Below are 26,990 nucleotides of genomic sequence, written 5' to 3' on the forward strand. Positions count from 1 at the left end.
GGGGCGTGCCGGTGCTGTGGGCGTCGTGGGGCACGCTTGTCCCCGTGAGCACGGACCCCGTCGTCGCACTGCCCGTCAAGGCGGCCGACACCACCGCCGACCGCCCGTGGCCTGTGCGGCACCTGGCCCCCAAGATCGCCGACTACATCGCGCGCATGCCGCCGGTGTGGGTCGAGGGGCAGGTGCTCAACCTCAAGCGGTGGAACTCGCTGTACTTCCTGACGCTGCGCGACACCGACCTGGACATGTCGCTGTCGGTGACCGCCCCGGCCTCCGCCATCGGACCGGTGGCCGACCGGCTGGCCGACGGCTCGCACCTGGTGGTGCACGCACGGCCGCGGTTCCACGCCAAGAAGGGCGACCTGACGTTCGCCGCGGACGAGGTGCGCCTCGTGGGGCTGGGCGAGCTGCTGGCGCGGATCGAGCACCTCAAGGGCGTCCTGGGGGCCGAGGGCCTGTTCGACCCGGCGCGCAAGCGGCCGCTGCCGTTCCTGCCGGCCGTGGTGGGGCTGGTGTGCGCGCAGCAGGGGGATGCCGAGCACGACGTGGTCTCCAACGCGCGCGCCCGGTGGGCCGCCGTCCAGTTCGAGATCCGCCGCGTGACCGTGCAGGGGCCCCGGGCCGTGCCCGAGGTGACCGCCGCGATCGCCGAGCTCGACGCCGACCCGCGGGTCGAGGTCATCGTCGTGGCGCGGGGCGGTGGGTCGTTCGAGGACCTGCTCCCGTTCAGCAACGAGGCGCTGGTACGTGCCGCGGCGGCGTGCCGCACCCCGCTGGTCTCGGCCATCGGGCACCACCTGGACGCACCGCTGCTCGACCTGGTGGCCGACCTGCGTGCCTCGACGCCGACGGATGCCGCCAAGCGGATCGTGCCCGACGTCACCGAGGAGCGGGCACGCCTGCAGCAGGCCCGCCAGCGCACGCGCCATGCGCTCGGCCAGCGCCTCGCACGGGAGCAGCACGCGCTCGACCACTGGCGCAGCCGCCCCGTGCTCGCCAGCCCCGCGACCCTCGTCGACCCGCACGAGCGGGCGCTGCACGGTCTGCGTGACGCAGGACGCCGCGTGCTGGACGAGGCGGTGCTGCACGCCCGCGCCGAGACGTCGCGCCTGGCCGCGCAGGTGCGCGCACTGTCGCCGGCGGCGACGCTCGAGCGCGGCTACGCCGTGGTGCAGCGCACCGACGGGCACGTGGTGCGCGACCCCGGTGACGTGGAGGCGGGCGACCGGCTGCGCGTGCGGGTGGCCCGCGGGGAGCTCGCGGCGCAGGTCGTCGAGGGCTCCGCGGACTGAGACGGCGGGCCTCTGGGCGCGGCCGCGTCGGTGTCGCCTGGTTGACTGTGCCCGTGCCCACGTCGATCACCCCCACACCCGACGTCCCTGCCGAGATCGCCGCGCTCAGCTACGAGCAGGCGCGCGACGAGCTCGTCTCCGTCGTCGCCCGCCTCGAGTCCGGTGCGGACTCCCTCGAGGAGTCCCTGGCCCTCTGGGAGCGCGGCGAGGCGCTCGCCGCCCGCTGCCAGGAATGGCTCGACGGAGCGCGCGCCCGACTGGAGGGCGCTCGCGCGTCCGCCGCCGACGGCCCGTCCGACGAGGAGCAGGCATGAGCGGCCCGGTCACCGACGAGTCCCGCCCGACCACCCCGGCGCAGGCCTGGGCGGCTCTGCTGGAAGGCAACGCCCGGTTCGTGCGCGGCGAGATGCTGCACCCCTCGCAGGGCATCGACCGACGCGCGCAGCTGTCGGCCGCGCAGTACCCGTTCGCGGTGATCTTCGGCTGCTCGGACTCGCGTGTGGCCGCCGAGATCATCTTCGACCAGGGCCTCGGCGACGCGTTCGTGGTACGCACGGCCGGTCACGTGCTCGACACCACCGTGATCGGGTCCATCGAGTACGGCGTCGAGGTGCTCGGCGCCCCGCTGGTCGTGGTGCTCGGGCACGACAGCTGCGGTGCGGTGGCCGCCGCGACGGCCGCCCTGCAGCACGGCGAGCTGCCGCGCGGGTTCGTCCGCGCCGTCGTCGACCGGGTCATCCCCAGCATCGTCAACCTGCACGGGCCCGACGGTGCCGGCATGGCCAGCGTCGACGCCGCCACGCTCGGGCACGAGCACGTGCGCCACACGGTGCAGATGCTGCAGGGCTACTCGGTGTCGTTGGCCGAGGCGATCGCCGAGGGCCGGTGCGCGATCGTGGGCGTCGAGTACACGCTCGCGGACGGCCGTGTGCAGCTGACGGAGGCCGTCGGCACCATCGAGTGAGCCGACTCGCCCCTGCGCCGCAGGTCATGGGGCAGGATGGCGGAATGACCTCCGTGACGGGTCCCGACGAGGGGACCGAGTTCCGTATCGAGCACGACACCATGGGCGAGGTCCGGGTTCCGGCCGCCGCTCTCTACCGGGCGCAGACGCAGCGCGCGGTGGAGAACTTCCCGATCTCGGGCAGTCGCCTGGAGCGCGGGCACATCGAGGCGCTGGCCCGGATCAAGAAGGCCGCCGCGCGGGCGAACGCCGAGCTGGGCGTCCTGCCGCAGGACATCGCCGAGGCGATCGTCACCGCGGCCGACGAGGTCGCCTCGGGCGTCCACGACGCGCACTTCCCGGTCGACGTCTACCAGACCGGTTCGGGCACGAGCTCGAACATGAACACCAACGAGGTGCTGGCCACGCTGGCCTCGCGGGTCCTGGGCGCCGCCGTGCACCCGAACGACCACGTGAACGCCTCGCAGTCGTCCAACGACGTGTTCCCCACCTCGGTGCACGTGGCGGCCACGGCCGGCGTCGTGAACGACCTGATCCCGGCGCTGCTGCACCTGGCCGCCGAGCTCGAGGAGAAGAGCGAGGACTGGTCGGGGGTGGTCAAGTCCGGGCGCACCCACCTGATGGACGCCACACCGGTGACGCTCGGGCAGGAGTTCGGCGGGTACGCCGCGGCGGTCCGCTACGGCGTGGAACGCCTGCAGTCCGCCCTGCCCCGCGCAGCCGAGGTGCCCCTGGGTGGCACCGCGGTCGGCACCGGCATCAACACGCCGGCCGGGTTCCCGCAGCGGGTCATCGCGCTGCTGGTGGAGGACACGGGTCTGCCGCTGAGCGAGGCACGCGACCACTTCGAGGCGCAGTCCTCACGCGACGGGCTGGTCGAGCTCTCGGGAGCGCTGCGCACCATCGCGGTGAGCCTGACCAAGATCTGCAACGACCTGCGCTGGATGGGCTCGGGCCCGAACACGGGTCTGGGTGAGATCGCGATCCCGGACCTGCAGCCCGGCTCGTCGATCATGCCCGGCAAGGTCAACCCGGTGATCCCCGAGGCGGTGCTCATGGTGGCCTCGAGGGTCATCGGCAACGACGCGACGGTGGCGTGGTCGGGGGCGAGCGGCGCGTTCGAGCTGAACGTGCAGATCCCCGTGATCGCCTCGGCGGTGCTGGAGTCGATCCGCCTGCTGTCGAACGCCGCCACCGTGCTGGCCGACAAGACCGTGGCCGGGCTGGTGGCCAACGAGGGCCGCGCCCGGGCGTACGCGGAGTCCTCGCCGTCGATCGTGACACCGCTGAACCGGGTGATCGGCTACGAGGCGGCCGCCGCGATCGCCAAGCACGCGGTGAAGAAGGGCATCACGGTCCGCCAGGCGGTGCTCGACCTGGGCTACGTCGAGCGCGGTGACCTCACGCTCGACCAGCTCGACGCGGCGCTGGACGTCCTGTCGATGACGCGCCCGCCGAAGGGCTGAGCACCGCGGACCCTTCTGCGGGCTCCTCACCGGAAGCGGCGGGGCCCGCACCGGTACCTGCACCGGCTGCGGTGGCGGCGGTCGACGGCGTGACGTCGGCGGCCGCAGCCACCGGCCCGTGGGCGTGCGGGCGGGTGCCCCGCATGGCCAGCGCAGCCACCAGTCCGAGCACCAGCACCGCCGCTGCGAGCAGCAACGTCTGACCGACCGCGGTGGCGAAGCCGGTGTGCACCGCGTCGAGCGCGACCTGCTGGACCTGGGCGGCCACGTCGGCCGGCACGGTGTCGGGCAGGGTCAACCCTCCCCCGGCGCCGCCGGAGAACGCCGAGGCGTCGGCCTGCGCGAACCCGTCGACGAACGGCTGACGGAAGGCCTCGGGCAGTGCGGCGGCGGCGTCCTGCGCGGCGGCGGGGATGGTGCTGGCCAGCCGCGAGGTGAGCATCGCGACGATCGCGGCCGACCCGATGACCCCGCCGATCTGCCGCGTGGTGTTGAACGCGCCCGCACCGGCACCGGCCGTGCGGTGGTCGAGGCCCGCGGTGGCCAGGTTCGCCAACGGCGAGAACAGGCAGCCGGTGCCGAGCCCGAAGACGACCATCGGCGGCAGCACCTGCCAGGTGGCCAGCCCCGGCTCCACCAGCACGGACAGCCACACCACGGAGATCGTCAGGAAGGTGAACCCGCTGGCGACGACCCACTTGCCGGGCACCCGGTCGGACAGCCGCCCCGCGAACGGGGCCACGACGCCGGAGATGACCGACCCGGGCAGGTTCACCAGCGAGGCGCCCAACGGCGAGAGCCCGAGCACCGACTGCAGGAACAGGGTCAGCGGGAAGAAGATGCCGATCATCGCGAAGGACACGGCGGCGCCGGCCACGTTGGACAGCGAGAAGTTGCGGCGGTGGAACAGGGTCAGCGGGAGCAACGCATCCGGGCCGCGGTGCCGCTGCCACAGCACGAAGCCGACCAGCACGAGCAGCCCGGCGACGATGACGGACCACACGGTGACAGGTCCGGTGATGGTTCCCCAGTCGTAGGTCGCACCCTCCTGGATGCCGAAGACCAGCAGGAACATGCCCACCACGGACAGGACCACGCCGACGCCGTCGAACGAGCGGGTGTGCCGCTCGAGGGCGGGCAACCGCCGCACGGCGAGCACGAGTGCCACGACGCCGACGGGGATGTTGACGAAGAAGATCCACTCCCAGCCGACGGTCTCCACGAGCAGCCCGCCGAGCACCGGCCCGGTGATCGTGGCGACCCCGGCGACGGCACCCCAGATGCCCATGGCCGCGCCGCGCTGCTGCGGCGGGAAGACCCGGGTGATCATCGACATGGTCTGCGGTGTCATGAGCGCACCGCCGACCCCTTGGACGGCGCGGGCCACGACGAGCATCTCGATGGTGCCCGACAGCCCGCACCACAGCGACGAGAGCGTGAAGACGACCAGGCCGACGACGAACACGGGGCGTGGCCCGAACGTGTCGCCGAGCCTGCCGGTCACCAGCAGCAGCACGGCGAACGTGAGCAGGTAGGCGCTGTTGACCCAGCCGACGGCCGTCAGGCTGGCGTCGAAGCTGGAGACCAGCGTGGGGACGGCGATGTTCACGATCGTGGTGTCGACCATGATCATGAAGAAGCCCAGGCACAGCGGGGGCAGGATGCTCCAGGGGCTGCGACCGTGCAGGTCGACGAGTGCGCGGGGCACGGGTGCCGCGGCGGGCTGCGCGCCGGGATCGGCGGCGGGGGCGGGTGTGGTCATCGTGGGGTCTCCGTGGGGGTGGGGGCGTCCGGGTCCAGGGTGCGCGCTGCCTGCACGAGGTGCTCGGGCAGCGGGGCGTCCCAGTCGAGCGCGCGGGTGGTCAGCTCGTGCAGCGTGCGCTGCAGCCAGTCGAGCTCGGTGCGCAGGTGCGCGATCTCGTACTCGACGTCGAGCAGGTAGTGGCGGGGCAGGCCGCGGTCGCGGATGCCGTGGTAGCGGTGCAGCATCTCGTCGAGGCGGGCGGCGATCCGTGCGTGTCGCCTGGTCAGGGCGTCCGTCACGTCGGGCTCGGGCAGCTCGTGGCACTCGGCGAGCCCGACCGTGAACAGCGGGTAGGCGGGGTGGTCCTCGCCGAGCATCCCGCGCACGCGGTCGGCGAACGCCTCCCGGCCGGCCGGCGTGATCTCGTAGGTGGTGCGTTCGGGTCGGCGGCCGTCGCGGTCGGTGCCGACGGTCCGGGCGAGCCCGTCACGCTCGAGGCGTTCGACCGCGTGGTAGACGGCACCGGGGTTGACCCGCACGAGCCGGGTGTCGCCCCGCCGGGTCAGGGTCTGGTGCACCTGGTAGGGGTGCATGGGCCGCTCGTGCAGCAGCGCGAGGGCGAGGACTGCCACGGCTGACAGCTCTGCGGGCACGGCGCCGCCTCCTGTGTTCCGACCTGACTATTCCGACCGGAATATAGGCAGGCGGACGCCGTGCCGTCCAGACGGGCCCGGCCGCGCGCGGGCTCAGACCTCGATGCCCTCCAGCATCTCCGTGACCAGGGCGGCCACCGGCGAGCGCTCCGAACGGGTCAGTGTGACGTGCGCGAAGAGCGGGTGGCCCTTGAGCGCCTCGATGACCGCCGCGACACCGTCGTGCCGCCCCACCCGCAGGTTGTCACGCTGGGCGACGTCGTGCGTGAGCACCACGCGCGAGCTCTGCCCGATGCGGGACATCACCGTGAGCAGCACGTTGCGCTCGAGCGACTGGGCCTCGTCGACGATCACGAACGCGTCGTGCAACGACCGCCCGCGGATGTGCGTCAGCGGCAGGACCTCGAGCACGTCACGGTCGAGGATCTCCTCGACGACCTCCTTGCCGACCAAGGCCCCCAGGGTGTCGAACACCGCCTGCGCCCACGGGTTCATCTTCTCGGCCTCGGAGCCGGGCAGGTACCCCAGCTCCTGGCCACCCACGGCGTACAGGGGGCGGAACACCATGATCTTGCTGTGCTGGCGGCGCTCGAGGACGGCCTCCAACCCGGCGCACAGCGCGAGCGCGGACTTGCCGGTGCCCGCGCGCCCGCCGAGCGAGACGATGCCGATCTCCTCGTCGAGCAGCAGGTCGATCGCGATGCGCTGCTCGGCGCTGCGCCCGTGCACCCCGAACACGTCCTGGTCGCCGCGCACCAGCTGCACGTGCTTGTCGGGCGTGACCCGCCCCAGTGCCGAACCCCGCGGGCTGTGCAGCACCAGACCGGTGTGGCAGGGCAGCTCGGGCACCGTGCCCCCGGGGCCCAGCGGCAGGTCGACGTCGGCCAGGGGCACCGACTCGTGCTCCCACAGGTCGGCCATCTGCTGCTCGGTCAGGTCCAGCGCATCCATCCCGGTCCAGCCGGAGTCGACCGCCAGCTCGGCGCGGTACTCCTCGGCGCGCAGGCCCACCGCGGAGGCCTTGACCCGCATCGGCAGGTCCTTGGACACCACCGTGACGTCGTGACCCTCGGCCGCGAGGTTGGCGGCCACCGCCAGGATCCGGCTGTCGTTGTCCCCGAGCCGGAACCCCGCGGGCAGCGCGGTCGGGTCCGTGTGGTTCAGCTCGACACGCAACGTGCCGCCCTCGGGGGTGATCGGCAGCGCCGCGTCCAGGCGCCCGTGCCGGATCCGCAGGTCGTCGAGCAGGCGCAGCGCGGACCGGGCGAAGTACCCGAGCTCGGCATGGTGGCGCTTGGCCTCGAGCTCGGTGATCACCACCACGGGGATCACCACGTCGTGCTCGGCGAACCTCAGCAGCGCCCGCGGGTCGGACAGCAGCACGGAGGTGTCCAGCACATGCGTACGGCGGCCGTCGGGGGCCGCCGTCGGGGTGTCGCTCGGGTGGTCGATCGAGGTGCGGGACTCGTCCATGTCGTGCGCGGTGCTGGCCACGGCAGCTCCCCTGGATCCCAGGCGGCGGGCGCCGCCCTCTTACCGGGAACGTACGCCGGGGCTCCGACATGACCTACGTCACACACCGCGCGTGTCGCGAGTGTTCACCTGCGCGTCACACAGACCCCCGTGCCGGGTCGGTCAGCGGCCCATCCGGCGCTCGCGGTCGCCGTAGGCGCGGACCGCGCGCAGGAAGTCGACCCGGCGGAAGTCCGGCCAGTAGGCCTCGCAGAAGTAGAACTCCGAGTGCGCGCTCTGCCACAGCAGGAACCCGCCGAGCCGCTGCTCGCCGGACGTGCGGATGACGAGGTCGGGGTCCGGCTGCCCCTTGGTGTACAGGTGCTGCGCGATGTGCTCGACGTCGAACGCCTCCGCCAGCTCGTCCAGGCTCGACCCGGCGTCGGCGTGCTCGCGCAGGAACGCGCGGACCGCGTCGGCGATCTCGCGGCGGCCGCCGTAACCGACGGCGACGTTCACGTGCAGGCCCTGCACGTCGGCGGTGGCCCGCTCGGCCTCGCGCAGCACGTCCTGCGTGTGCTGGGGCAGCAGCTCGAGCGACCCGACCGCCTGGACCCGGTGGCGCCCGCTCGCGGCGAGTGAGCGCACGGCATCCTCGATGATCGCCAGCAGAGGCTCGAGCTCCTCGGCGGGGCGGGCCATGTTGTCCGTGGACAGCATCCACAGCGTGACGACCTCGACGCCGACGTCCTCGCTCCACTCGAGCAGGTCGGCGATCTTGTCGGCGCCCCGCTGGTGCCCGGTGGCGGTCGACTGCCCCAGGGCGCGGGCCCAGCGCCGGTTGCCGTCGAGGATGACACCGACGTGCCGCGGCACGCGGTCGGGCGACAGGGAGCCCCGCAGCCGACGTTCGTACAGCCCGTACAGCGGGTGGGGCAGACGCACGCGGGGGCTCCTCGGTGGGACGACGACGACGCCCCCCACCGTACCGTTCGACTACGGTCGTCCTGAGCGGATCCATGCGTCGACAGCACTACCTACGGTGCCGTAACCTACGGGCTCGTAGGTTACCCATGACGAATCACGCCGCACGCACGCGGCCGCTGCCGTCACCCGGCAGTTCCGACCGGAGGTTCCCGTGGAGCAGGCACGACCGACAGATGGCGCCCTCGGTGCCGTCGAGCACGCCGTCGAGCAGGCGATCGACACCGTCAAGGACGCGGTCAAGCCGCTGCTGCGCGGGTGGATCCACGCCGGGGTCGCGCCGTTCGTGCTGGCCGCAGGCATCGTGCTCGTCGCACTGTCGCCCACGCCCGCCGCCCGCTGGGCCAACACCGTGTTCGCCATCTCCGCGTTCCTGCTCTTCGGCACCAGCGCGGTGTACCACCGCGGCCACTGGTCGCCCAAGGTCGCCGCCGTGCTGCGCCGGCTCGACCACACGAACATCTTCCTCATCATCGCCGGCACCTCGACGTCGCTGTCGGTGCTGCTGCTACCCGCGAGCACCGCCCGTGCGCTGCTGATCATCGTGTGGACCGGCGCGATCCTCGGCCTGCTCGCCCGCATCTTCTGGCTCGGGGCGCCGCGCTGGGTCTACGTGCCCGTCTACGTGGCGCTCGGCTGGGTGGCGGTCTGGTTCCTGCCGGACTTCGGCAAGACCGGCGGCATGGCCATCGTGTGGCTCGTGGCCGCAGGCGGCCTGGCGTACACGCTCGGCGCGGTCGTCTACGGGCTCAAGCGGCCCAACCCGAGCCCGCGGGTGTTCGGCTTCCACGAGATCTTCCACGTGCTCACCGTCATCGGCTTCACGTGCCACTACATCGCGGTGTCGATCGCGACCTACACCGTCGCCTGACCACTGCCCGGTACCGGCGCAGGCCCCGTCACCGGCAACGGCAACGGCACGACCGCGTAGCGCCGGTTGGCCAGCGACGGGTTGCGCTCGCGGACACCGGCCAGCGCACCACCGTCCACGTCGACCGTGCGCACGCCCGGCCGCTCGTCGAGCTCCAGGCCGACCACGCCGTCCGGCGCGACCACGAGCGAACGCCCGACCACGCCCTTGCCCGCCTGGCCCACGGCCACCACGGCGCACGTGTTCTCGATGGCGCGGGCGATGGCGAGCGTGCGCCAGTGCCACGCCTTCAGCTCGCCGTCCGCCCAGGCGGCAGGCACCACGAGCACATCGGCCCCGGCGTCGACCAGTCGCCGTGCCTGCTCGGGGAACCGCAGGTCGTAGCACGTCATCACGCCGAACCGCAGCCCGCCCACCTCGAGCACCAGCGGGGGCGCGTCCGCCGGGCCGGGCACCAGGCGGTCGGACTCGCGGTGGCCGAACGCGTCGTACAGGTGCACCTTGCGGTAGACGCCCACGATCTCGCCGGCACCGTCGACACCGACGACCGCGTTGACCGCCCGGCCGTCGCCCGGCCCGGGCAGCGTGGTGCCCGCGAGCACGGCGACCCCGGTGCGCGCCGCGCTCGTGCGCAGCATCCGCACGAACGGACCGTCGAGCGGCTCGGCATGCGACTCGCCGACCCCGCGCGGGTCGAAGCTCGAGGCGTACTCGGGCAGCACCAGCAGGTCCGCCCGCGCGCGCTCGGCGGTCGCGAACGCGTCCTGCACGGCCTCCCGGTTGGCCGGTCGGTCGTCCGTGACGGTCAGCTGACCCACCGTGACCCGCACGGCGGGCCGGACCGGTGGCTGCGGGCGGCTCACCGGCTGCTCTCGCCCGCCACCGTGCCGGACGCGTCCTGCTCGACCTCGCCCTCCGGCGCGGCCCCGCCCTGCGGCGCGTCACGCTCGTCCTCCTCACGCTGCTTGGCCCGCCGGTCCACGACCCGCAGCTGCTTGGTCAGGGACAGGAACAGGCCCACGCACGCCACCGCGAGCGCGAACGTGAAGACGAACCCCAGGAAGCCCGGTGATCCGGCCGACGAGCCGGTGACGACGACGTCCGAGGGGCTCGGTGAGGGTGTGGCCGAGTGCACGGCCGCGCCGAGCACCGTGAAGGAGGTGGACAGGGCCACGCCCAGGGCCGCGCTCACGCGGCGGCTCCCGGCACACCCGCGAACAGGTCGTCCTCGGGCAGCGTGACGGGCACGCGCGCGGCGGCCAGCTCGTACTCCTCGGTGGGCCACAGCCGCGCCTCGAGCTCGCGTGGCACCGCGAAGAAGAACCCGTCCGGGTCGATCTGCGTGGCGTGCGCCCGCAGGGCGGCGTCACGGGCGGCGAAGTGCTCGGCGACGGGCACCCGCGTGGTCACCTCGCGCTCGGGGATCTCGCGCGCCATGCGGGAGTCGATCCAGTCGCCGAACGGCGAGGGGTGACCCTCGGCGACCAGCGCGTCGTGCACCGCACGCATCCGCACCAGGGAGAACCCGTGGTTGTAGTAGAGCTTGAGCGGCTCCCACGGTTCACCGGCCTGCGGGTACCGGCTCGCATCGCCCGCGGCGTCCCACGCCTCGACGGCGACCCGGTGGGTCATCACGTGGTCGGGGTGCGGGTAGCCGCCCGTGGGGTCGTACGTGGTGATCACGTGCGGGCGGAACTCGCGCACCAGGGCCACCAGCGGCGCTGCGGCGACCTCGAGCGGCTGCGCGGCGAAGCACCCCTCGGGCAGCGGCGGCAGCGGGTCCCCCTCGGGCAGACCCGAGTCGACGAAGCCGAGCCAGTGCTGCCGGACGCCGAGGGCCTGCGCCGCGGCCGCCATCTCGAGCCGACGCACCGCGCGCATGGCCTCCAGGCCCGGCTCGATCGGACCGTACGACGGGTTGAGCACGTCGCCGCGCTCACCACCCGTGCAGGTCACCACCAGCACGTCGACACCGTCCGCGGCGTACCTCGCGGTCGTCGCCGCACCCTTGCTCGACTCGTCGTCGGGGTGGGCGTGCACCGCCATCAGCCGCAGGCGCTCTCCGGTCACGTGAAACCTCCAGTCGTGCGACGACTCCCCTGGTCGCAGAGGACAATGATCCCGCACCCACCGTGATCGACCCGCCGAACCCGGCCGAACGCACCGAGGAGGACCTCGTGGACACCGCCCTGCCGGCAGGACGCTACGGCACCGCACCCACGCAGCCCTCGGCACGCCTGCGCGCATGGCGAGCCGTGGGGATCGCAGCGGCGGCAGTGGTGCTCGTGGCGTTCGGCGTGTGGATGGCGCGGGGTGTGTTCGAGGACCCCGTGCAGTGGAAGACCGTCGGGTACCACGTGGGCGACGCGACCAGCACCGATGTCACGTTCGACGTCACCAAGGACACCGGCGTGAGCGTGACGTGCCGGGTGCAGGCGCTGTCGGAGTCGTACGGCGAGGTCGGCGTGCGCACGGTCGAGGTCGGCCCCGGGGACGAACGCACGCAACGGGTGACCGCCACGGTGCGCACCACCGGGCTGGCCGTCTCCGCCACCGTGCTGGGCTGCGAGCCGGTCGACGACTGAGAGGCGTCTTCGCCCGTCGCGCACGGCGCCTTGGTAGCCTAGGAGTTTCACCCGCCGCCCCGGCCTGCTCGTACGCCTGCGTGACCGTCCGGCTGACGCGACCGAGAGGCCCGCGCGCAAGCGCACCCGACGCCCGCCCACGGGGGTCCGGCGCGCGCAGGCGGGCCGCACGGTGGGCCGCAGGGTGAGCACGGACCGAGCACGACGACGACGCTGTCACCGCATCCGGTGGCAGCACACGAAGGAAGGAGCGATCGTGACCGACACGACTGCGGCAGCGACGTGGTTGACCCAGGAGGCCTACGACCGCCTCAAGGCCGAGCTGGCACGCCTGGAGGGCGAGGGTCGCGCGGAGATCACCGCGCGCATCGCCGCGGCCCGCGACGAGGGCGACCTGAAGGAGAACGGCGGATACCACGCCGCCCGCGAGGAGCAGGCCAAGCAGGAGGCGCGCATCCGCGAGCTGCAGGCCAAGCTGCGCAACGTGCAGATCGGCACGCCGCCCGACGACGGTGTCGTCGAGCCCGGCATGGTGGTCACGGCCGAGGTGGCCGGCGACGAGATGGTCTTCCTGCTCGGCTCGCGCGAGATCGCCGGGTCGGCCGACATCGAGGTGTTCTCGCCCACGTCGCCGCTCGGCGCCGCGATCAACGGCAGCAAGGTCGGCGACTCGGTGTCGTACACGGCCCCCAACGGCCGGGAGATCCCGGTCGTGGTGCGTGCCGCCACGCCGTTCCTGGGCTGACGCCACGACCTCGAAGGCCCGGTTCCCTGCGCGGGGACCGGGCCTTCGCCGTGCGCCGGGGCGGCCGTGCAGCTGACCGGTCGGTGACGGGTCCGCCTCACTCGGCCAGGCGGTAGCCCGCCTCGCGCAGGCACGTGAGCACCTGGGCGCAGTGCTCGGGACCCTTCGTCTCGACCTGCACGTCGATCGCGACCTCGTCCAGGGCCAGGTCGATCCCGGTCCGCACATGAGAGACGTGCATGACGTTGCCCCCCGTGCCGGCCAGGTCGCCCAGCAGCGCCGCCAGGGCCCCGGGGGTGTCGTCGATGCGCACACGCAGCTGCAGGTACCGCCCGGCCGAGGCCAGACCGTGCCGCACGACCCGCATCAGCACGATCGGGTCGATGTTGCCGCCCGACAGGATCGCCACGACCGGCCCGGTGAACTGCCCCGGGGCGGCCATCAGGGCGGCCACCGCCGCGGCGCCCGACGGTTCCACCAGCAGCTTGGCCCGCTCGGCGACGAACAGCAGGGCGCGCGAGAGGTCCTCCTCCGACACCGTGCGCACGGGCGTGCCGTGCGCCGCGAGGACGGAGAACGGCACCGCACCCGGTGTGCCCACGGCGATGCCGTCGGCCATGGTGCGCATGTGCTGCACGGGGATCGGGTGGCCGGCCGCGAGCGAGGCCGGGTACGCCGACGCCCCGGCTGCCTGCACACCGATGACCTGCACGTCGGGGCGTACCTGCTGGACGGCCGTGACGACGCCTGCCGCCAGTCCTCCCCCGCCGACCGGGACCACGATCGTGGCCACGTCGGGCACCTGCTCGAGGATCTCCAGCGCGATGGTGCCCTGCCCTGCCACCACGTCCTCGTGGTCGAACGGGTGGATGAGGACCGCCCCGGTCTGCTCGGCGTACGCCCGGGCGGCCAGCAGCGCCTCGTCGACCGTGCGGCCCACGAGCTCGACCCGCGCACCGTACTCGCGGGTCGCGGCCAGCTTGGGCAGGGCCGCGTCGACGGGCATGAACACCACGGCCTGGATCCCCAGCAGCCGGGCAGCCAACGCCACGCCCTGCGCATGGTTGCCGGCGCTCGCCGCGACCACGCCGCGCGCCTGCTCCTGCGGGCTCAGCCGCGCCATGCGCACGTAGGCGCCGCGCAGCTTGAACGACCCGCCACGTTGCAGGTTCTCGCACTTGAACCACACGTCGGCCCCGACGATGCGGGCCAGTGCCTCGCTGTGCTCGATCGGAGTGCGGTGCGCGACGCCCTCGAGCAGGCGTGCGGCGCCGAGCACGTCGATGGTGGCGTTCATGACCTGCCGTCCGATGTGGGGCGCTGCGGCGCGGCGGTGGGGTCGGTGACGGCCGCAGGGTCGGTGTCGGCGTCGGGGGCCAGCACGGACTCGAGCGCCACGATGCTGCGGCGGACCGTGGGCGCGCCGGCCGGACGCTGCACCAGGGCGTCGTCGGTGCCCAGCTGCGGGAACTTGTCGTACCCGTGCAGGTACAGCAGCACGGTGTTGATCACGGCGGCCACGGGCACCGCGAACAGCGCCCCCACGATGCCCGCCACGAACGAACCGGCCGCCACGACCAGCAGCACCGCCACGGGGTGCAACGAGACGGCGTGCCCCATGAGCACCGGCTGCAGGACGTGGCCCTCGAACTGCTGCACCGCCAGCACGATGATCAGCATCGCCAGCGCGGCGCCGGGCCCCTGGGCCACCAGAGCGACGAGCACGGCGACCGAACCGGTGAGGATCGCGCCGACGATCGGCACGAACGACCCCAGGAAGACCAGGATGGCCAGCGGCAGGGCCAGCGGGACCTGCAGGATCGCCGCACCGAGCCCGATGCCGAGTGCGTCGACGCCTGCCACCAGGATCTGCGTGCGGGTGTACGCCCCGAGAGTCACCAGCCCGCGGCGCCCGGCCTGGTGCACGCGCTCACGCGAGCGCCGCGGCAGCAGACCGACCACCCAGGCCCAGATCGCGCGGCCGTCGAGCAGGAAGAAGAACGTGCAGAACAGGGCGATGAGCCCGCCGGCGACCACGTGGCCGAGCGTCGTGGTGACCGACAGGGCACCGGAGACCAGGCCGGAGGCCGACGAGCCGAGCGCCTCCTGCGCCCGGTCGAGGTACCCGGTCAGGTCGGCGTCCGTCAGCTGCAGAGGCCCCTCGGACAACCAGACCGCGACCTTGTCGATGCCCGTGGACGCCTCCGACCACAGGTCGCCGAAGCCCTTGGCGATCGAGCGACCGGCCAACGTGAGCAGCCCGGCGACGACCAGCAGCATGCCGATCACCGCGACCCCGGCCGCCAGCGCACGCGGCCACCGGGCTCGCCTGTGCAGCCAGCCGACCACCGGGGCCAGCAGCACCGTGAGCAGCAGGGCGACCAGCACGGGCACGACGATGACCTTGAGCTGCACGAGGAGCCAGAGCCCCACGGCGACGACCGCGCCGATGAGCAGCAGCCGCCAGGACCACGACGCCGCGGAGCGCACCGACTCGGGCACCGGGTGCTCGAGGGCTCCGGGTACGACGGCGGCCGGGTCGAGGACCTGCGCAGCGACCGGCGACTCAGGGCCGGTCTGCGTGGCGGACCCCTCGCTCACGCGTCGCGCCCCGCCTGCTCCAGCGCCTGGTCGAGGTCGGCCAGCAGGTCGTCCAGATCCTCGATGCCGACCGAGAGGCGCACCAGGTCGGACGGCACCTCGAGCGCCGTCCCGGCCACCGACCCGTGCGTCATCCGCGCCGGGTGCTCGACGAGCGACTCCACCCCGCCCAGCGACTCGGCGAGCGTGAACACCCGGGTGGCGCCGCACACGGCCACGGCGGACTCCTCCGAACCGGTGCGGAACGAGACCATGCCGCCGAAGCCGCGCATCTGCCGGGCGGCGACCTCGTGCCCGGGGTGGGACTCCAGGCCGGGGTAGATGACCTCGGTGACCGCGGGGTGGGCGGCCAGGTGCGCGGCGACGGCCTGCGCGTTGGCCGTGTGCCGGTCCATGCGCACCGCGAGGGTCTTCAGCCCGCGCAGCGTCAGCCACGAGTCGAACGGGCCGGCCACGGCGCCCGAGGCGTTCTGGTGGAACCGCACGGCGTCGGCCAGGCTCGTCGTGCCCGTCGGCCCGGTCAGCCCCACGGGCAGCTGCGCGCCGTCGGCCACGATGACGGCCCCGCCGACCACGTCGGAGTGCCCGCCGATGTACTTGGTGGTGGAGTGCACGACGACGTCGGCACCCAGGGCCAGCGGCTGCTGCAGGTACGGCGTGGCGAACGTGTTGTCGACGACGAGGACGGCCCCGGCGGCGCGGGCGTGCGCGGCGAGCACGGCGATGTCGGCGATGCCGAGCAGCGGGTTCGTGGGGGTCTCGACCCACACGAGCTTGGTGCGACCCGGCTCGATCGCGGCGAGGACAGCGTCGGGGTCGGACAGGTCGGCGGGCGTGTGCTCCACGCCCCACGGGCCGAACACGCGCGCGATGAGCCGGTACGTGCCGCCGTACGCGTCGTCGGGCACGACCACGTGGTCGCCCGGTCGCAGCACGGCCCGCAGCAGGGTGTCCTCGGCGGCCAGGCCGGAGGCGAACGCGAAGCCCGCCGCACCGCCCTCGACGGCTGCGAGCGCCTCCTCGAGCGCGGTGCGGGTGGGGTTGCCCGAGCGCGAGTACTCGTAGCCGTTGCGCAGGCCGCCGACGCCGTCCTGCTTGTACGTGGAGACCTGGTAGATCGGCGGGACGACCGCGCCGGTGGTCGCATCGGGGTCCTGACCTGCATGGATGGCGCGGGTCGAGAAGCCCGCGGACGTCAGGTCGTGCGTGGTGGCGTGCTCGGGTGTGCTCACGGACCCAAGCCTAGGTCCGCCTGCACCCGCAGGTGAGGACGGCACGGGAACAGGGTGGGTACGGGTGCCGTTGCACACGCCGGGGCCGGGCAGGTGCTGCGAGGTCGCAGCCGTCCGACGACCCTGCCCCCCGGACCGGCGGCGCACCCGCCAGGAAGGAGCAGACCGATGGCCTGGCTCTTCGGTTCCGCACTACGCACGAGCATGGTCGACCCCGAGCGCGCGCTGCCCGGACGCGACGCTCCCGCCTACACCGTCCCCACCACCCACGCCGTGCTCGGCACCCCGCTGCAGGGCCCGTGGCCCGAGGGCACGGCGGTGCTGTACCTGGCGATGGGGTGTTTCTGGGGTGCCGAGAAGGAGATGTGGCAGACCCCCGGTGTCGTGACCACGGCCGCCGGCTACCAGGGCGGGTTCACGCCGAACCCCACCTACGAGGAGACCTGCACGGGCATGACCGGCCACACCGAGACGGTGCTGGTGGCCTACGACCCGACCGTGCTGTCGCACGAGGCGCTGCTGCGCCGGTTCTGGGAGCTGCACGACCCCACGCAGGGGTTCCGGCAGGGCAACGACGTCGGCACGCAGTACCGGTCGGCGATCTTCTTCACGACGCCCGAGCAGGAGGCCGTGGCCCGGGCCACGCGTGAGGCGTACGCCCCGCAGCTGGCGCGCAACGGGTTCGGCGAGATCACCACGGAGATCCGCTCGGCGGCGGACGCCGGGCCGTTCTACTACGCCGAGGAGTACCACCAGCAGTACCTGCTGAAGAACCCGGCGGGGTACTGCCCGGTGCACTCGACCGGGGTGGCGTGCCCGAGCCCGGTGTGAGGGTGGCGTGGTCCGGCGCAGGGCGATCGCGCGGGACCGTGCCTGAGACGACGAGGCCCGCCGTCCCCGAGGGGCGGCGGGCCTCGTCGTGCGCGGGGTGCCTCAGTTGCTGGTGCCCACGATGTCGACGACGAAGACGAGCGTGTCGCCGCCGCGGATGCCGGCCTGCGGGACGCCACGGTCGCCGTAGCCCAGGTGCGACGGGATCGACAGCAGCACGCGCGAGCCGACCTGCTGGCCGACCAGGCCCTCGTCCCAGCCGCCGATGACGGCGCCGACGCCGATCGGGAAGCTGATCGAGGAGCCGCGGTCGTAGGAGTTGTCGAAGACGTTCCCGCCCCACGACTGGCCGAGGTAGTGCACCTCGAGGTCGTCGCCGGCCTCGACGAGGGGGCCGTCGCCGCGGCTGAGCACGACGACCTCGAGCTCGGCGGGGGCAGGCGTCTGCGGGAAGCTCAGGGTCGGCTTCTCGCCGAAGGATCCCGTGGCCTCGGGCAGTGCTGCGGTCATGAGGTGCTCCTTGTGTTCGCGGATCTGTCCGGTGCGCCACCCGGGGGCACGCACCGGACCATCCTGCCCTGCCCGACCGCGGTGTGCGACGCACGGGCGGTTCGGCGGTCCCCTTGACCCCATTGGCTAATGACTTTAGCTTTGAGTGCATGGACACCGCACCGCGCACCCCCGCACCCGCGCCCGCCACCCGGTTCCTGCCCCGACCCGAGGGCCGGATCGCCTGGACCAGCGAAGGCCCCGAGACGGCACCCACGGTGGTCCTCGTGCCCGGCATGGGCGACCTGCGTGGCACGTGGCGCGACCTCGTCGAACCGCTCCAGGCCGCCGGCCACCGCGTCGTCCGCACCGACCTGCGCGGGCACGGCGAGTCGGACACCACGTTCCGCACGCACGGCGACCTGGCCACCGGCAGCGATCTCGTCGCGCTCGTCGAGTCCGTCGGCGGGCCCGTGGTGCTCCTCGGCAGCTCGATGGGCGCCGCCGCCGCGTGCTGGGTCGCCGCCGCACGGCCCGACCTGGTCGCCGGGCTCGTGCTGGTCGGGCCGGTGCTGCGCGACCGCCCGATGCCGAGGCCCGCTGCGGCCGCGATGCGGGCCGCCTACCGGATGCTGTTCGCCCGCCCCTGGGGCGGGCGCGCGTGGACCGCCTACTACGGCGGCCCGCTCACCCGAGGAACCCGCGGCCCCTGGCTCGACGCGCACCTGGCCGCGCTGCGCGCGAACCTGCGCGAACCGGGGCGGCTGCGCTCGTTCCGCGACCTGGCCGTGCAGCTCACGCACGCACCGGTCACCGCGCGACTCGCCGACGTGCACGCCCCCACGCTGGCGTTCGTGGGCGACCTCGACCCGGACTTCCCCGACGTCGCCGCCGAACGCGCGTGGATCGCGCAGGTGCTCGGCGCGGACGTCGTGGCCGTGGCCGACGCGGCGCACTACCCGCACCACCAGCGGCCCGACGTGGTGGTGCCGCAGACCCTGCGCTTCCTCGCCGGGCTGCCGCGCACCACCGCCGGCGCGTTCGCCCCGGCCCCGACCCGGGCCGAGGCCGGGCGTGTGGCGCAGGACGAGGCCACCGGTGCCTAGGGCCGGACTGACCCCCGCCGCCGTCGTCACCCTCGCACTCCAGGAGGTCGACGCCGCCGGTCCGCACGGCTGGGCGGACCTGTCGTTGTCCGCCGTGGCCGCGCGGGCCGGGGTCGCCGTCCCCAGCCTGTACAAGCACGTCGACGGCCTGCCCGGGTTGCGGCGAGCCGTCGCGGCGGCCTGCGTCGACGAGCTCACCGCCGTGCTCACGCAGGCCGTCGCCGGGCAGCACGGGGCCGCGGCCCTGCGAGCCACCGCGCACGCCCTGCGCGCCCACGCCCGCACCCACCCCGGCCGCTACCTGGCCACGCAGACCGGCGAGTGGGTCACCGACCCGCTCGCCATCGACGTGCACACCGCTGCCGCGCGCACCGTCGAGCTCGTCGAGCAGGTCGTCGCCGAGCTCGACGTGCCACCCGCACGGCGCGTCGACGCCGTCCGCGCCGTGCGGGCCGCGGTGCACGGGTTCGTGGTGCTCGAGCTCGACGGCGGCTTCGGCATGCCCGAGGACGTGGAGGTCAGCTTCGCGTACCTGGTCGACGGGCTCGTCGGTGCGCTCGACTCCCGGACCCGCCGGGCAGCGGACTGAGCGGAGTCCTCAGCCGACGGGCAGCTGGTCGGCGCGCGCCGACCGGTCCACGCCGTCCAGCACGTCCGCGAGCCAGGCCAGCTGCCTGACGAACTGCCGCGCCTGACCACCCTCGTGCCCGTTGTACGGATACACCGCGATCTGCCGTGCCGGCTGCTGCGCCAGGCCGTCGGCGCCGCGCCCGTAGTGGTTGTACGCCGCGTACACGGTCGACGGCGGGCAGACCATGTCGCGCAACCCCACCGAGAACAGCGCCGGCGCGGTGGCACGACGGGCCAGGTGCATGCCGTCGAAGTACGCCAACGTGCCGAACACGCGCTCCTCGGCGTCGCGGTGCACCGACAGGTAGCGCACGATCTCGCCGTACGGGTCGGCATCGGTCAGGTCGACGGCACGGCGCATGTGGCACAGGAACGGCACGTCGGGCATCACCGCGACCAGCCCCTCGGTCAGCCCCGCCGCCGCGAGCGCGAGCCCGCCGGCCTGGCTGCCGCCCGCCACGGTGACCCGCGTCGGGTCGACCCCCGGCAGCGCCCGCACGGCCTCCACGGCGCGTACCGCGTCGGTCATCAGGCGGCGGTAGTAGTGGTCGGCCGGGTCCTCGATGCCGCGGGTCATCACACCCGGCACCGCCGGGGAGCTGCCGACCGGGTCGACCGTGTGCCCGCCCGTGCCCCACGTCGAGCCCTGTCCGCGGGTGTCCATGAGCAGGTGCACGTACCCGGCGGCCGCCCAGCCCAGGTGCTCGTGCGCGAACCCGCGCCCGCCGCCGTAGCCGATGTACTCCACGACCGCCGGCAGCAGCTCACCCGAGGTGGCACTGCCCGCCGGGCGCGTCACCCAGGCCTTGATCGGGTGGCCGCCGAACCCGGCGAACGTGACGTCCTCGGTGTCGATGAGCCTCAGCCCGGTCTCCACCGGGGCGCGACGCACGTCGAGGTCGAACGATCGGGCCTCGGCCAGCGTGCGCGCCCAGAACGCGTCCAGGTCGGCGGGCTCGTCGAGCTCGGGCAGGTAGCGCTCCAGCTCGGGCAGGGGCAGGTCGAACAGGGCCATCGTTCTCCTTCGGACGCGGCGTCCCGCTGCGGGTCAGCGGGTGGGCGGGTGGGTTGACGGGCTCACAGCCCGCGCAGGTGCGGGGCGGGGCGGTCAGCGGGTCAGGTAGCCGAGCAGGTCGTGCCGGGTCAGCACGCCGACGGGCTGCCCGTCGTCGACGACCATCAGCGCGTCGGCCTTCTGCAGCGCGTCCTTGGCGGACGTGACCGACTCCCCCGCGCCGATGAGCGGCAGCGGCGCCGCCATGTGCCGGTCCACCCGGTCGGACAGCTCGGCAGCCCCGGAGAACACGGCGTCGAGCAGCTCGCGCTCGCTGACGGACCCGGCGACCTCCCCGATCTTCAGCGGCGGCTCGGCGCCCACCACGGGCATCTGCGAGACGCCGTACTCGTGCAGGATCTCGATGGCGTCACGCACGGACTCGGTGGGGTGGGTGTGCACCAGGTCGGGCAGCGTGCCCGTCTTGGTGCGCAGCACGTCGGCCACCGTGGCGCCCTCGTCGGCGGTGAGGAACCCGTACGAACGCATCCAGGAGTCGTTGAAGATCTTGGACAGGTACCCGCGCCCGGAGTCGGGCAGGATCACCACGATCACGGCCCGCTCGGCGGCCTGCGGGTCGCGCTCCTGCAGGTCACGGGCGTAGCGCAGCGCTGCCTCGACGGCCATGCCGCACGAGCCGCCGACCAGCAGGCCCTCCTCGCGGGCCAGGCGGCGGGTCATGGCGAACGAGTCGGCGTCGGAGACGGCGATGATCTCGTCGGGCACGCTCGGGTCGTACGCCGCGGGCCAGAAGTCCTCGCCGACGCCCTCGACCAGGTACGGGCGCCCGTCGCCGCCGGAGTACACCGAACCCAGCGGGTCCGCCCCGACGACGACCACGCGACCACCGTCGGCCGCCGCGCGCTGCGCGGAGACGTCCTTGAGGAACCGACCCGTGCCGGTGATGGTGCCACCCGTGCCGACGCCGGCCACCAGGTGCGTCACGCGCCCGTCGGTGTCCGCCCAGATCTCCGGGCCGGTCGACTCGTAGTGGCTGGCCGGACCGTTCGGGTTGACGTACTGGTTCGGCTTCCACGCGCCGGGGATCTGCGCCGCGAGCCGGTCGGAGACCGAGTAGTAGGAGTCGGGGTGCTCGGGCGGCACCGCCGTGGGTGTCACGACCACCTCGGCGCCGTACGCGCGCAGCACGTCGCGCTTGTCCTGGCTGACCTTGTCGGGGCAGACGAACACGCAGCGGTACCCCTTGCGCTGCGCGACGAGCGCCAGGCCGACACCGGTGTTGCCGCTGGTGGGCTCCACGATGGTGCCGCCGGGCTTGAGCTCACCGCTGGCCTCGGCCGCCTCGATCATCTTCAGCGCGATGCGGTCCTTGACCGAGCCGCCCGGGTTCACGTACTCGACCTTGGCCAGGATGGTGGCCGACAGGCCCTGCGTGACGGCGTGGAGCCGGACCAGCGGGGTGCCGCCGACCAGCTCGGAGATGTGGTTCGCGTACTTCACGGTGGCGGGCTCCGGTGCGCTGGTGGCCAGGGGACGACGGTCGATCTTCTCACCCTCGGCGTACGGTGACGGAAGGGTCACCACGAGGAGGCAGCGATGGGCACACCTGCGGACGTCGTCGTGGTCGGTTCGGGGCCCAACGGGCTCGCGGCAGCCGTGACCTGCGCACGGGCCGGGTTGTCCGTGGTGGTGCTGGAGGGGCAGTCGACCGTCGGCGGTGGGGCACGCACGCTCGACCTGGGCCTCGCCGACGGCGTCGTGCACGACGTGTGCTCGGCGGTGCACCCGATGGCGTGGGCCTCACCGTTCTTCCACGCGTTCGACCTGCACGCCCGCGGGGTGGAGCTGCTCACCCCCGAGGTGTCGTTCGCGCACCCGCTGCCCGACGACCGCGCCGGGATCGCCTACCGGGACCTGGACCGCACCGTGGAGGAGCTCGGCGCGGACGGGCCCGCGTGGCGCGCGCTGGTCGGGCCGCTCACGCACCGGCCGGCCGACGTGGTGCGGGTCGCCCTCGGCGACAAGCGCAGCGTGCCGCCGGGCCTGCTGCCGCGGGGTGGGCGGACGGCCGCGCGGTTCGGGCTGGGCATGCTCGAGCAGGGTGCGCGTGCCTCCTCGCGGCGGTTCCGGGGGGATGTCGCCCCGGCGCTGCTGGCCGGGGTGGCCGCGCACGCCATCACCCCGCTGCCCTCGATGGCCGCCGCCGGCACGAGCCTGCTGCTGACCGCCCTCGGGCACTCCGGCCTGGGCTGGCCGATCCCGCGCGGCGGGTCGGGCGCGATCGTCGACGCCCTGGTGGCGGACCTGCGGGCGCACGGCGGGCTGGTCGTCACCGGCCACCAGGTGCGCGCCGGGGCGCAGCTGCCCCCGGCACGGGGATACCTGTTCGACACCACCCCGCGTGCCCTGGTCGAGATCCTGGGCGACCGGATCCCCGCCCGCTCCCGTCGCGCGCTGCAGCGGTTCCGGTACGGCGGCGGTGCCGCCAAGGTGGACCTGGTGCTGCGTGGCCCCGTGCCGTGGACCGTGCCCGACGTGGCCCTGGCCGGCACGGTGCACGTCGGGGGCACCCGCGCGCAGGTCGCCGAGGCCGAGGCCGCCGTGGCCGCCGGGCGGCACGCGACCCACCCGATGGTCCTGCTCAGCGACCCGGCGGTCGTCGACGCCTCCCGTGAGGTCGGCGGCCTGCGCCCGCTGTGGACCTACGCCCACGTGCCGCACGGCTCCGACGTCGACGTGACCGAGGCCGTGCTGGCGCAGATCGAACGCTTCGCCCCGGGGTTCCGCGACCTGGTGGTGGCGGCACGGTGCGTCCCGGCCTCCCGCATGGCCGAGCACAACCCGAACCTCGTGGGCGGGGACATCGCCGCCGGTGCGACGACCCTGCGGCAGATGGTCGCCCGACCGACCGCCCGCTGGGACCCGTACGCCGTCGGGCTCGAGGGCACCTACCTGTGCTCGGCCTCGACCCCGCCGGGCCCGGGCGTGCACGGCATGGCCGGCTGGTTCGCCGCGCGGCACCTGCTGCGCGAGGTCTTCGACGTGCGCGAGGCCCCCGACCTCGCACCGTGAGGGTGCGGGTCGGAGGCCTCGGCGAGGTGGTGCGGGTGCGGTGGCCGCACCCGTGACGTCATTCCCCTCGCAGGATCGCGAGCAGTCGCAGCAGCTCCAGGTACAGCCACACCAGGGTGACGATCAGCCCGAAGGCCGCCGACCACGCCATCTTGGCGGGCACGCCCAGGTCGACGCCGCGCTTGATCGAGTCGAAGTCCATGATCAGGCTGGCCGCAGCCAAGCCGACGGCGACCAGGCCGACGATGATGCCGAGGAACCCGGAGCGCAGCGGCCCGTACGCGCCGTCGCCGACGCCGAAGATCACGAAGCCGACGTTGACCAGCGAGTAGACCAGGTAGCCCGCCATGCCGATGAGCACGGCCCGCTGGAACTTCGGCGTGACGCGGACCTTGCCCGAGCGGAACAGCACGAGCGAGACGGCGAACACGCTGAGCGTGGCCAGCACGGCCTGCCCGACGATGCCCTCGTAGAACGACTCGTAGAACGCGCTGATCCCGCCGAGGAACACGCCCTGCGCGGCCGTGTACAGCGTGATGAGCACCGGGCTGGGCTCGCGCTTGAACGCGTTGACCAGGCCGAGCACCAGGCCGACGATCGCGCCGACGATCCACAGCCCCGGCGCGAGCACCCACGTGGCGGCACCGACGACCACCAGCAGGCCGAGGAGACCCGCCGTCTTGACGATGACGTCGTCGTAGGTCAGCCGTCCCGTGTCGCGCGTGGTGGCCGCAGGTGCCTGGTAGAGCGCGTCGAGGCTCGCCGCGTCGGCGGCCTGCGCACCGGCCGTGCCGGCGGTCATCGTCGCGGCACCGCCGCGGCCCCCGGCGCGCTTCTTGCTCGGGTCGGCGAAGACGGGACTGTTGTCGAAGATCGGGTTGCTCATGCCTGCTCCTGGGGTCGGTCGAGGTCGGCCGGTTCCTGCCATGGTGTCCAACGCCGAAAGCCTGCCCGACGTTCCCGCGTACCGCAGCGGGTCCGGTGCGGGCCCGCCCGTCCGTCACCAGGGCCCAGCCGGGCCCATCCGGGGCTCATGCGGGCCCATCCGGGCCCATCCGGGGCTCAGGGTCACGTCCGCCTTCCGGTGGAGCGGGTTCCGCGCCGCGACTCCACCTCCGGACCGATCCCCTGAGTGGGCGCGCTCCCGTACGGTCGTGGTGCAACCCCACCGACCGGAGGACACTCCCGATGATCGAGGCCCACGGCCTGACCAAGAGGTACGGCGCCAAGACCGCCGTCGACGGCATCAGCTTCACGGTGCAGCCCGGCAAGGTGACCGGCTTCCTCGGCCCGAACGGCGCCGGCAAGTCGACCACCATGCGCATGATCGTCGGGCTCGACCGCCCGAGCAACGGCACCGTGATCGTCAACGGCCGCCCGTACGCCGAGCACCGCTCCCCCCTCACCGAGGTCGGCGCGTTGCTCGACGCCAAGGCCGTGCACACCGGCCGCAGCGCCCGCAACCACCTGCGCGCCATGGCCGCCACGCACGGCATCGGCACCAAGCGGGTCGACGAGGTCATCGAGATGACCGGCCTGCAGACCGTCGCCGGCAAGCGCGTCGGCGGGTTCTCGCTCGGCATGGGCCAGCGCCTGGGCATCGCCGCGGCGCTGCTCGGCGACCCGCGCACCCTGCTGCTCGACGAGCCCGTCAACGGCCTGGACCCCGAGGGTGTGCTCTGGGTGCGCAACCTGGTGCGCTACCTCGCCTCCGAGGGCCGCACGATCTTCCTGTCCTCGCACCTCATGAGCGAGATGGCGATGACCGCCGACCACCTGCTGGTCATCGGCCGTGGCCGGATCATCGCCGACGCCCCCGTCTCCGAGGTCGTCGCCCGCGCCACCACCAGCACGGTGCGCGTGCGCAGCCCGCGGGCCACCGAGCTCGCCGAGCAGCTCACGCGCAACGGCGCACTGGTCTCGGCCCTGGAGCCCGGCCTGCTCGAGGTCACCGGCCCCACCGCGGAGGCCGTCGGCGAGCTCGCCGCCGCCGCGCGCCTGGTGCTGCACGAGCTGACGCCGGTCACCGGCTCGCTCGAGGAGGCCTACATGAACCTGACGGCCGGCGAGGTCGAGTACCACTCGGGTGTGCCCACCGCCGGTGCGCACAGCGCACCCGGGCAGCCCGTGACCCCGGTACCTGCCGGCGCCCCCGTCCCGACGACCGTCGAGGAGTCCGCCCGATGAGCACCACCACCGCCCCGGCGACCGGCGCGCACGCCGTCGTCGCCGCCGCGCCGACCCGCACGCGGGTGACCTTCGGGCACCTGCTGAAGGCCGAGTGGATCAAGTTCTGGACGCTCCGCTCGACGTTCTGGACGCTGGCCTCGACGGCCGTCGTGTTCCTCGGTCTGGTGACCCTCGTCGGCCTGGCCATGCGCTCGCTGGGTGCCGCCGAGGCAGGCGCCGACGCCACCGAGCTCCCGTTCGTCCCGCTCATGGCCGCGACGCAGACGTCGTCGCTGGCCGTGGTCGTGCTCGGCGTCCTCATCATCACCGGTGAGTACACGACCGGCATGATCCGCTCGAGCCTGTCCGCGGCACCCAAGCGCCTGCCGGTGCTGTGGGCGAAGGCGGCCGTGCTCGGCGCGGTGACGTTCGTGGTGACGGCCGTCCTCGTGGGGGTCGGGGCCGGCATCACCAGCGCGCTGTTCAGCGGGGCCGAGGCGACCTTCGACCTCGGCGACGCCGAGACGCAGCGGATGCTGTTCGGCACCACGCTGTTCCTCACCACGATCGCGCTGTTCGCGTTCGCGATCGGCGCCCTGCTGCGGCACTCCGCCGCCGCGCTCGCCACGGTGTTCGGACTTCTGCTCGTGGTCGAGAACGCGATCGCGCTGATCCCGTGGCAGCCGCTGCAGTACGTCACGCCGTTCCTGCCCTACAGCAGCGGCATCAAGGTGACGTACTCCTCGTCGATGATCGAGATGGCCAACGACATGAACACGCGTGGCCTCGACCTGGGCGTCTGGGCGAGCTACGGCGTGCTGGTCGGCTGGGTCGTCATCCTGCTCACCGCTGCCGCGATCCGGCTGCGCACGCGGGACGCGTAAGGACTCGCAGCGGGGCGGCCTTGCGAGGGCACGCCCCGACGCGACTGCCCCCTGCGGGGGGCGCTGAAGGCGGTCGCCAGGGCCGGAGGGGGCCCGGGCGACCGCCTTCGCTGCATCGACGCACAACTGCGACATGGCCGGCGCCGACGGGCCGCACATCCGGCACCCGTAGGCTCCGGCCTCGGCGCGCACCCCTCGCCGCCCT

General features: G+C 73.5%; 27 protein-coding genes. 13 read left to right on the forward strand and 14 right to left on the reverse strand.

Going from position 1 to position 26,990, the window contains the following annotated elements; translation table 11 throughout:
- The first annotated feature begins 44 nt into the window (after positions 1-44).
- From xseA to ACTHAM_RS14165, 4 genes are read left to right on the forward strand one after another with little or no spacing between them, the layout of a single operon-like run.
- Positions 45-1,292, forward strand: coding sequence for an exodeoxyribonuclease VII large subunit (gene xseA / locus ACTHAM_RS14150; protein WP_440688554.1), 1,248 nt, complete (start codon positions 45-47; stop codon positions 1,290-1,292).
- Positions 1,293-1,345: 53 nt separating this feature from the next.
- The gene (locus ACTHAM_RS14155; RefSeq protein ID WP_440688556.1) at positions 1,346-1,606 is read left to right on the forward strand and encodes an exodeoxyribonuclease VII small subunit; all 261 of its coding nucleotides are present in this window, start codon (positions 1,346-1,348) and stop codon (positions 1,604-1,606) included.
- Positions 1,603-2,256 carry a carbonic anhydrase gene (locus ACTHAM_RS14160; protein WP_440688558.1) on the forward strand — a complete coding sequence of 218 codons (654 nt, stop codon included), beginning with the start codon at positions 1,603-1,605 and terminating at the stop codon, positions 2,254-2,256. Before ACTHAM_RS14155 ends, ACTHAM_RS14160 begins: the two co-directional genes overlap by 4 nt.
- 44 nt (positions 2,257-2,300) lie before the next feature.
- Positions 2,301-3,722, forward strand: coding sequence for a class II fumarate hydratase (locus ACTHAM_RS14165; RefSeq protein ID WP_440688560.1), 1,422 nt, complete (start codon positions 2,301-2,303; stop codon positions 3,720-3,722).
- On the opposite strand, the gene ACTHAM_RS14170 is transcribed toward ACTHAM_RS14165, so the two are convergent.
- From ACTHAM_RS14170 to ACTHAM_RS14185, 4 genes are all read right to left on the reverse strand, one after another.
- On the reverse strand, positions 3,658-5,484 hold the full coding sequence (locus ACTHAM_RS14170; RefSeq protein WP_440688562.1) for an MFS transporter: 1,827 nt from the start codon (positions 5,482-5,484) through the stop codon (positions 3,658-3,660). The genes ACTHAM_RS14165 and ACTHAM_RS14170 overlap by 65 nt on opposite strands.
- Positions 5,481-6,098 (reverse strand): PadR family transcriptional regulator, encoded by a 618-nt coding sequence (locus tag ACTHAM_RS14175; protein WP_440688564.1) that lies wholly within the window; start codon positions 6,096-6,098, stop codon positions 5,481-5,483. Before ACTHAM_RS14175 ends, ACTHAM_RS14170 begins: the two co-directional genes overlap by 4 nt.
- Before the next feature lie 114 nt (positions 6,099-6,212).
- Positions 6,213-7,592, reverse strand: coding sequence for a PhoH family protein (locus tag ACTHAM_RS14180; protein WP_440688666.1), 1,380 nt, complete (start codon positions 7,590-7,592; stop codon positions 6,213-6,215).
- A 162-nt stretch (positions 7,593-7,754) separates the two neighbouring features.
- A complete protein-coding gene (locus ACTHAM_RS14185) occupies positions 7,755-8,516 on the reverse strand; it encodes an isoprenyl transferase (RefSeq protein WP_440688566.1) in 762 nt (253 codons plus the stop codon).
- 193 nt (positions 8,517-8,709) lie between these two features.
- Between ACTHAM_RS14185 and trhA the strand changes: the two genes are divergently transcribed.
- Entirely contained in the window at positions 8,710-9,426 is a 717-nt protein-coding gene (trhA, locus tag ACTHAM_RS14190) for a PAQR family membrane homeostasis protein TrhA (protein ID WP_440688568.1), read from the forward strand.
- Here the strand turns inward: trhA and ACTHAM_RS14195 are convergent.
- Genes ACTHAM_RS14195 through mca form a run of 3 tightly spaced genes read right to left on the reverse strand, consistent with a single transcriptional unit; the run spans position 9,411 to position 11,472 of the window.
- Complete coding sequence (locus tag ACTHAM_RS14195; protein ID WP_440688570.1) at positions 9,411-10,289, reverse strand: carbon-nitrogen hydrolase family protein; 879 nt, start codon at positions 10,287-10,289, stop codon at positions 9,411-9,413. The two genes, trhA and ACTHAM_RS14195, sit on opposite strands and share 16 nt — an antisense overlap.
- A complete protein-coding gene (locus ACTHAM_RS14200; protein ID WP_440688572.1) occupies positions 10,286-10,618 on the reverse strand; it encodes a hypothetical protein in 333 nt (110 codons plus the stop codon). Before ACTHAM_RS14200 ends, ACTHAM_RS14195 begins: the two co-directional genes overlap by 4 nt.
- Positions 10,615-11,472 carry a mycothiol conjugate amidase Mca gene (gene mca / locus ACTHAM_RS14205; protein WP_440688668.1) on the reverse strand — a complete coding sequence of 286 codons (858 nt, stop codon included), beginning with the start codon at positions 11,470-11,472 and terminating at the stop codon, positions 10,615-10,617. The genes ACTHAM_RS14200 and mca overlap by 4 nt, the downstream gene beginning before the upstream one ends.
- Positions 11,473-11,558: 86 nt before the next feature.
- On the opposite strand from mca, the gene ACTHAM_RS14210 reads away from it, so the two are divergent.
- Positions 11,559-12,011 (forward strand): DUF4307 domain-containing protein, encoded by a 453-nt coding sequence (locus ACTHAM_RS14210; RefSeq protein WP_440688574.1) that lies wholly within the window; start codon positions 11,559-11,561, stop codon positions 12,009-12,011.
- 256 nt (positions 12,012-12,267) lie between these two features.
- Positions 12,268-12,756, forward strand: coding sequence for a transcription elongation factor GreA (greA, locus tag ACTHAM_RS14215; protein ID WP_440688576.1), 489 nt, complete (start codon positions 12,268-12,270; stop codon positions 12,754-12,756).
- A 97-nt stretch (positions 12,757-12,853) separates the two neighbouring features.
- Here greA and ilvA read toward each other — a convergent pair whose 3' ends face one another.
- The 3 genes from ilvA to ACTHAM_RS14230 all read right to left on the reverse strand — a co-directional run bounded on the left by ilvA (position 12,854) and on the right by ACTHAM_RS14230 (position 16,589).
- The gene (gene ilvA / locus ACTHAM_RS14220; protein WP_440688578.1) at positions 12,854-14,053 is read right to left on the reverse strand and encodes a threonine ammonia-lyase; all 1,200 of its coding nucleotides are present in this window, start codon (positions 14,051-14,053) and stop codon (positions 12,854-12,856) included.
- Positions 14,050-15,258 carry an AI-2E family transporter gene (locus tag ACTHAM_RS14225; RefSeq protein WP_440688670.1) on the reverse strand — a complete coding sequence of 403 codons (1,209 nt, stop codon included), beginning with the start codon at positions 15,256-15,258 and terminating at the stop codon, positions 14,050-14,052. The genes ilvA and ACTHAM_RS14225 overlap by 4 nt, the downstream gene beginning before the upstream one ends.
- Before the next feature lie 95 nt (positions 15,259-15,353).
- Positions 15,354-16,589, reverse strand: a complete 1,236-nt coding sequence (locus ACTHAM_RS14230; protein ID WP_440688580.1) for a cystathionine gamma-synthase — start codon at positions 16,587-16,589, stop codon at positions 15,354-15,356.
- A 168-nt stretch (positions 16,590-16,757) separates the two neighbouring features.
- On the opposite strand from ACTHAM_RS14230, the gene msrA reads away from it, so the two are divergent.
- Positions 16,758-17,420 (forward strand): peptide-methionine (S)-S-oxide reductase MsrA, encoded by a 663-nt coding sequence (gene msrA / locus ACTHAM_RS14235; protein ID WP_440688582.1) that lies wholly within the window; start codon positions 16,758-16,760, stop codon positions 17,418-17,420.
- Between the two features lie 102 nt (positions 17,421-17,522).
- Here msrA and ACTHAM_RS14240 read toward each other — a convergent pair whose 3' ends face one another.
- Positions 17,523-17,930, reverse strand: coding sequence for an FKBP-type peptidyl-prolyl cis-trans isomerase (locus ACTHAM_RS14240; protein ID WP_440688584.1), 408 nt, complete (start codon positions 17,928-17,930; stop codon positions 17,523-17,525).
- Positions 17,931-18,079: 149 nt separating this feature from the next.
- Between ACTHAM_RS14240 and ACTHAM_RS14245 the strand changes: the two genes are divergently transcribed.
- Together ACTHAM_RS14245 and ACTHAM_RS14250 are read left to right on the forward strand one after the other, a co-directional pair.
- The gene (locus tag ACTHAM_RS14245; RefSeq protein WP_440688586.1) at positions 18,080-19,015 is read left to right on the forward strand and encodes an alpha/beta fold hydrolase; all 936 of its coding nucleotides are present in this window, start codon (positions 18,080-18,082) and stop codon (positions 19,013-19,015) included.
- Positions 19,008-19,604, forward strand: a complete 597-nt coding sequence (locus tag ACTHAM_RS14250; protein WP_440688588.1) for a TetR-like C-terminal domain-containing protein — start codon at positions 19,008-19,010, stop codon at positions 19,602-19,604. Before ACTHAM_RS14245 ends, ACTHAM_RS14250 begins: the two co-directional genes overlap by 8 nt.
- A gap of 9 nt (positions 19,605-19,613) precedes the next feature.
- Here the strand turns inward: ACTHAM_RS14250 and ACTHAM_RS14255 are convergent, their stop codons facing one another.
- Positions 19,614-20,660, reverse strand: a complete 1,047-nt coding sequence (locus ACTHAM_RS14255) for an acetylxylan esterase (RefSeq protein WP_440688590.1) — start codon at positions 20,658-20,660, stop codon at positions 19,614-19,616.
- A gap of 93 nt (positions 20,661-20,753) precedes the next feature.
- Entirely contained in the window at positions 20,754-22,160 is a 1,407-nt protein-coding gene (locus ACTHAM_RS14260) for a cystathionine beta-synthase (protein WP_440688672.1), read from the reverse strand.
- Positions 22,161-22,256: 96 nt separating this feature from the next.
- On the opposite strand from ACTHAM_RS14260, the gene ACTHAM_RS14265 reads away from it, so the two are divergent.
- Complete coding sequence (locus tag ACTHAM_RS14265) at positions 22,257-23,732, forward strand: phytoene desaturase family protein (protein WP_440688592.1); 1,476 nt, start codon at positions 22,257-22,259, stop codon at positions 23,730-23,732.
- A 58-nt stretch (positions 23,733-23,790) separates the two neighbouring features.
- Here ACTHAM_RS14265 and ACTHAM_RS14270 read toward each other — a convergent pair whose 3' ends face one another.
- On the reverse strand, positions 23,791-24,618 hold the full coding sequence (locus ACTHAM_RS14270; protein ID WP_440688594.1) for a Bax inhibitor-1/YccA family protein: 828 nt from the start codon (positions 24,616-24,618) through the stop codon (positions 23,791-23,793).
- A gap of 302 nt (positions 24,619-24,920) precedes the next feature.
- Between ACTHAM_RS14270 and ACTHAM_RS14275 the strand changes: the two genes are divergently transcribed.
- On the forward strand, positions 24,921-25,919 hold the full coding sequence (locus tag ACTHAM_RS14275; protein ID WP_440688596.1) for an ABC transporter ATP-binding protein: 999 nt from the start codon (positions 24,921-24,923) through the stop codon (positions 25,917-25,919).
- Positions 25,916-26,785, forward strand: coding sequence for an ABC transporter permease subunit (locus ACTHAM_RS14280; RefSeq protein ID WP_440688598.1), 870 nt, complete (start codon positions 25,916-25,918; stop codon positions 26,783-26,785). Before ACTHAM_RS14275 ends, ACTHAM_RS14280 begins: the two co-directional genes overlap by 4 nt.
- Positions 26,786-26,990 lie beyond the last annotated feature (205 nt).

It is taken from the genome of Cellulomonas soli, assembly GCF_052036975.1.
Taxonomy (GTDB): domain Bacteria; phylum Actinomycetota; class Actinomycetes; order Actinomycetales; family Cellulomonadaceae; genus Cellulomonas; species Cellulomonas soli_A.

Coding starts and splice junctions, on each gene's coding strand:
- ACTHAM_RS14160 (WP_440688558.1), top strand. CDS start 1,603: ATGAGCGGCCCGGTCACCGACGAGTCCCGCCCGACCACCCCGGCGCAG.
- ACTHAM_RS14165 (WP_440688560.1), top strand. CDS start 2,301: ATGACCTCCGTGACGGGTCCCGACGAGGGGACCGAGTTCCGTATCGAG.
- ACTHAM_RS14170 (WP_440688562.1), bottom strand. CDS start 5,484: ATGACCACACCCGCCCCCGCCGCCGATCCCGGCGCGCAGCCCGCCGCG.
- ACTHAM_RS14180 (WP_440688666.1), bottom strand. CDS start 7,592: ATGGACGAGTCCCGCACCTCGATCGACCACCCGAGCGACACCCCGACG.
- mca (WP_440688668.1), bottom strand. CDS start 11,472: ATGGCGGTGCACGCCCACCCCGACGACGAGTCGAGCAAGGGTGCGGCG.
- ilvA (WP_440688578.1), bottom strand. CDS start 14,053: ATGAACGCCACCATCGACGTGCTCGGCGCCGCACGCCTGCTCGAGGGC.
- msrA (WP_440688582.1), top strand. CDS start 16,758: ATGGCCTGGCTCTTCGGTTCCGCACTACGCACGAGCATGGTCGACCCC.
- ACTHAM_RS14240 (WP_440688584.1), bottom strand. CDS start 17,930: ATGACCGCAGCACTGCCCGAGGCCACGGGATCCTTCGGCGAGAAGCCG.
- ACTHAM_RS14245 (WP_440688586.1), top strand. CDS start 18,080: ATGGACACCGCACCGCGCACCCCCGCACCCGCGCCCGCCACCCGGTTC.
- ACTHAM_RS14255 (WP_440688590.1), bottom strand. CDS start 20,660: ATGGCCCTGTTCGACCTGCCCCTGCCCGAGCTGGAGCGCTACCTGCCC.
- ACTHAM_RS14265 (WP_440688592.1), top strand. CDS start 22,257: ATGGGCACACCTGCGGACGTCGTCGTGGTCGGTTCGGGGCCCAACGGG.
- ACTHAM_RS14270 (WP_440688594.1), bottom strand. CDS start 24,618: ATGAGCAACCCGATCTTCGACAACAGTCCCGTCTTCGCCGACCCGAGC.
- ACTHAM_RS14275 (WP_440688596.1), top strand. CDS start 24,921: ATGATCGAGGCCCACGGCCTGACCAAGAGGTACGGCGCCAAGACCGCC.
- ACTHAM_RS14280 (WP_440688598.1), top strand. CDS start 25,916: ATGAGCACCACCACCGCCCCGGCGACCGGCGCGCACGCCGTCGTCGCC.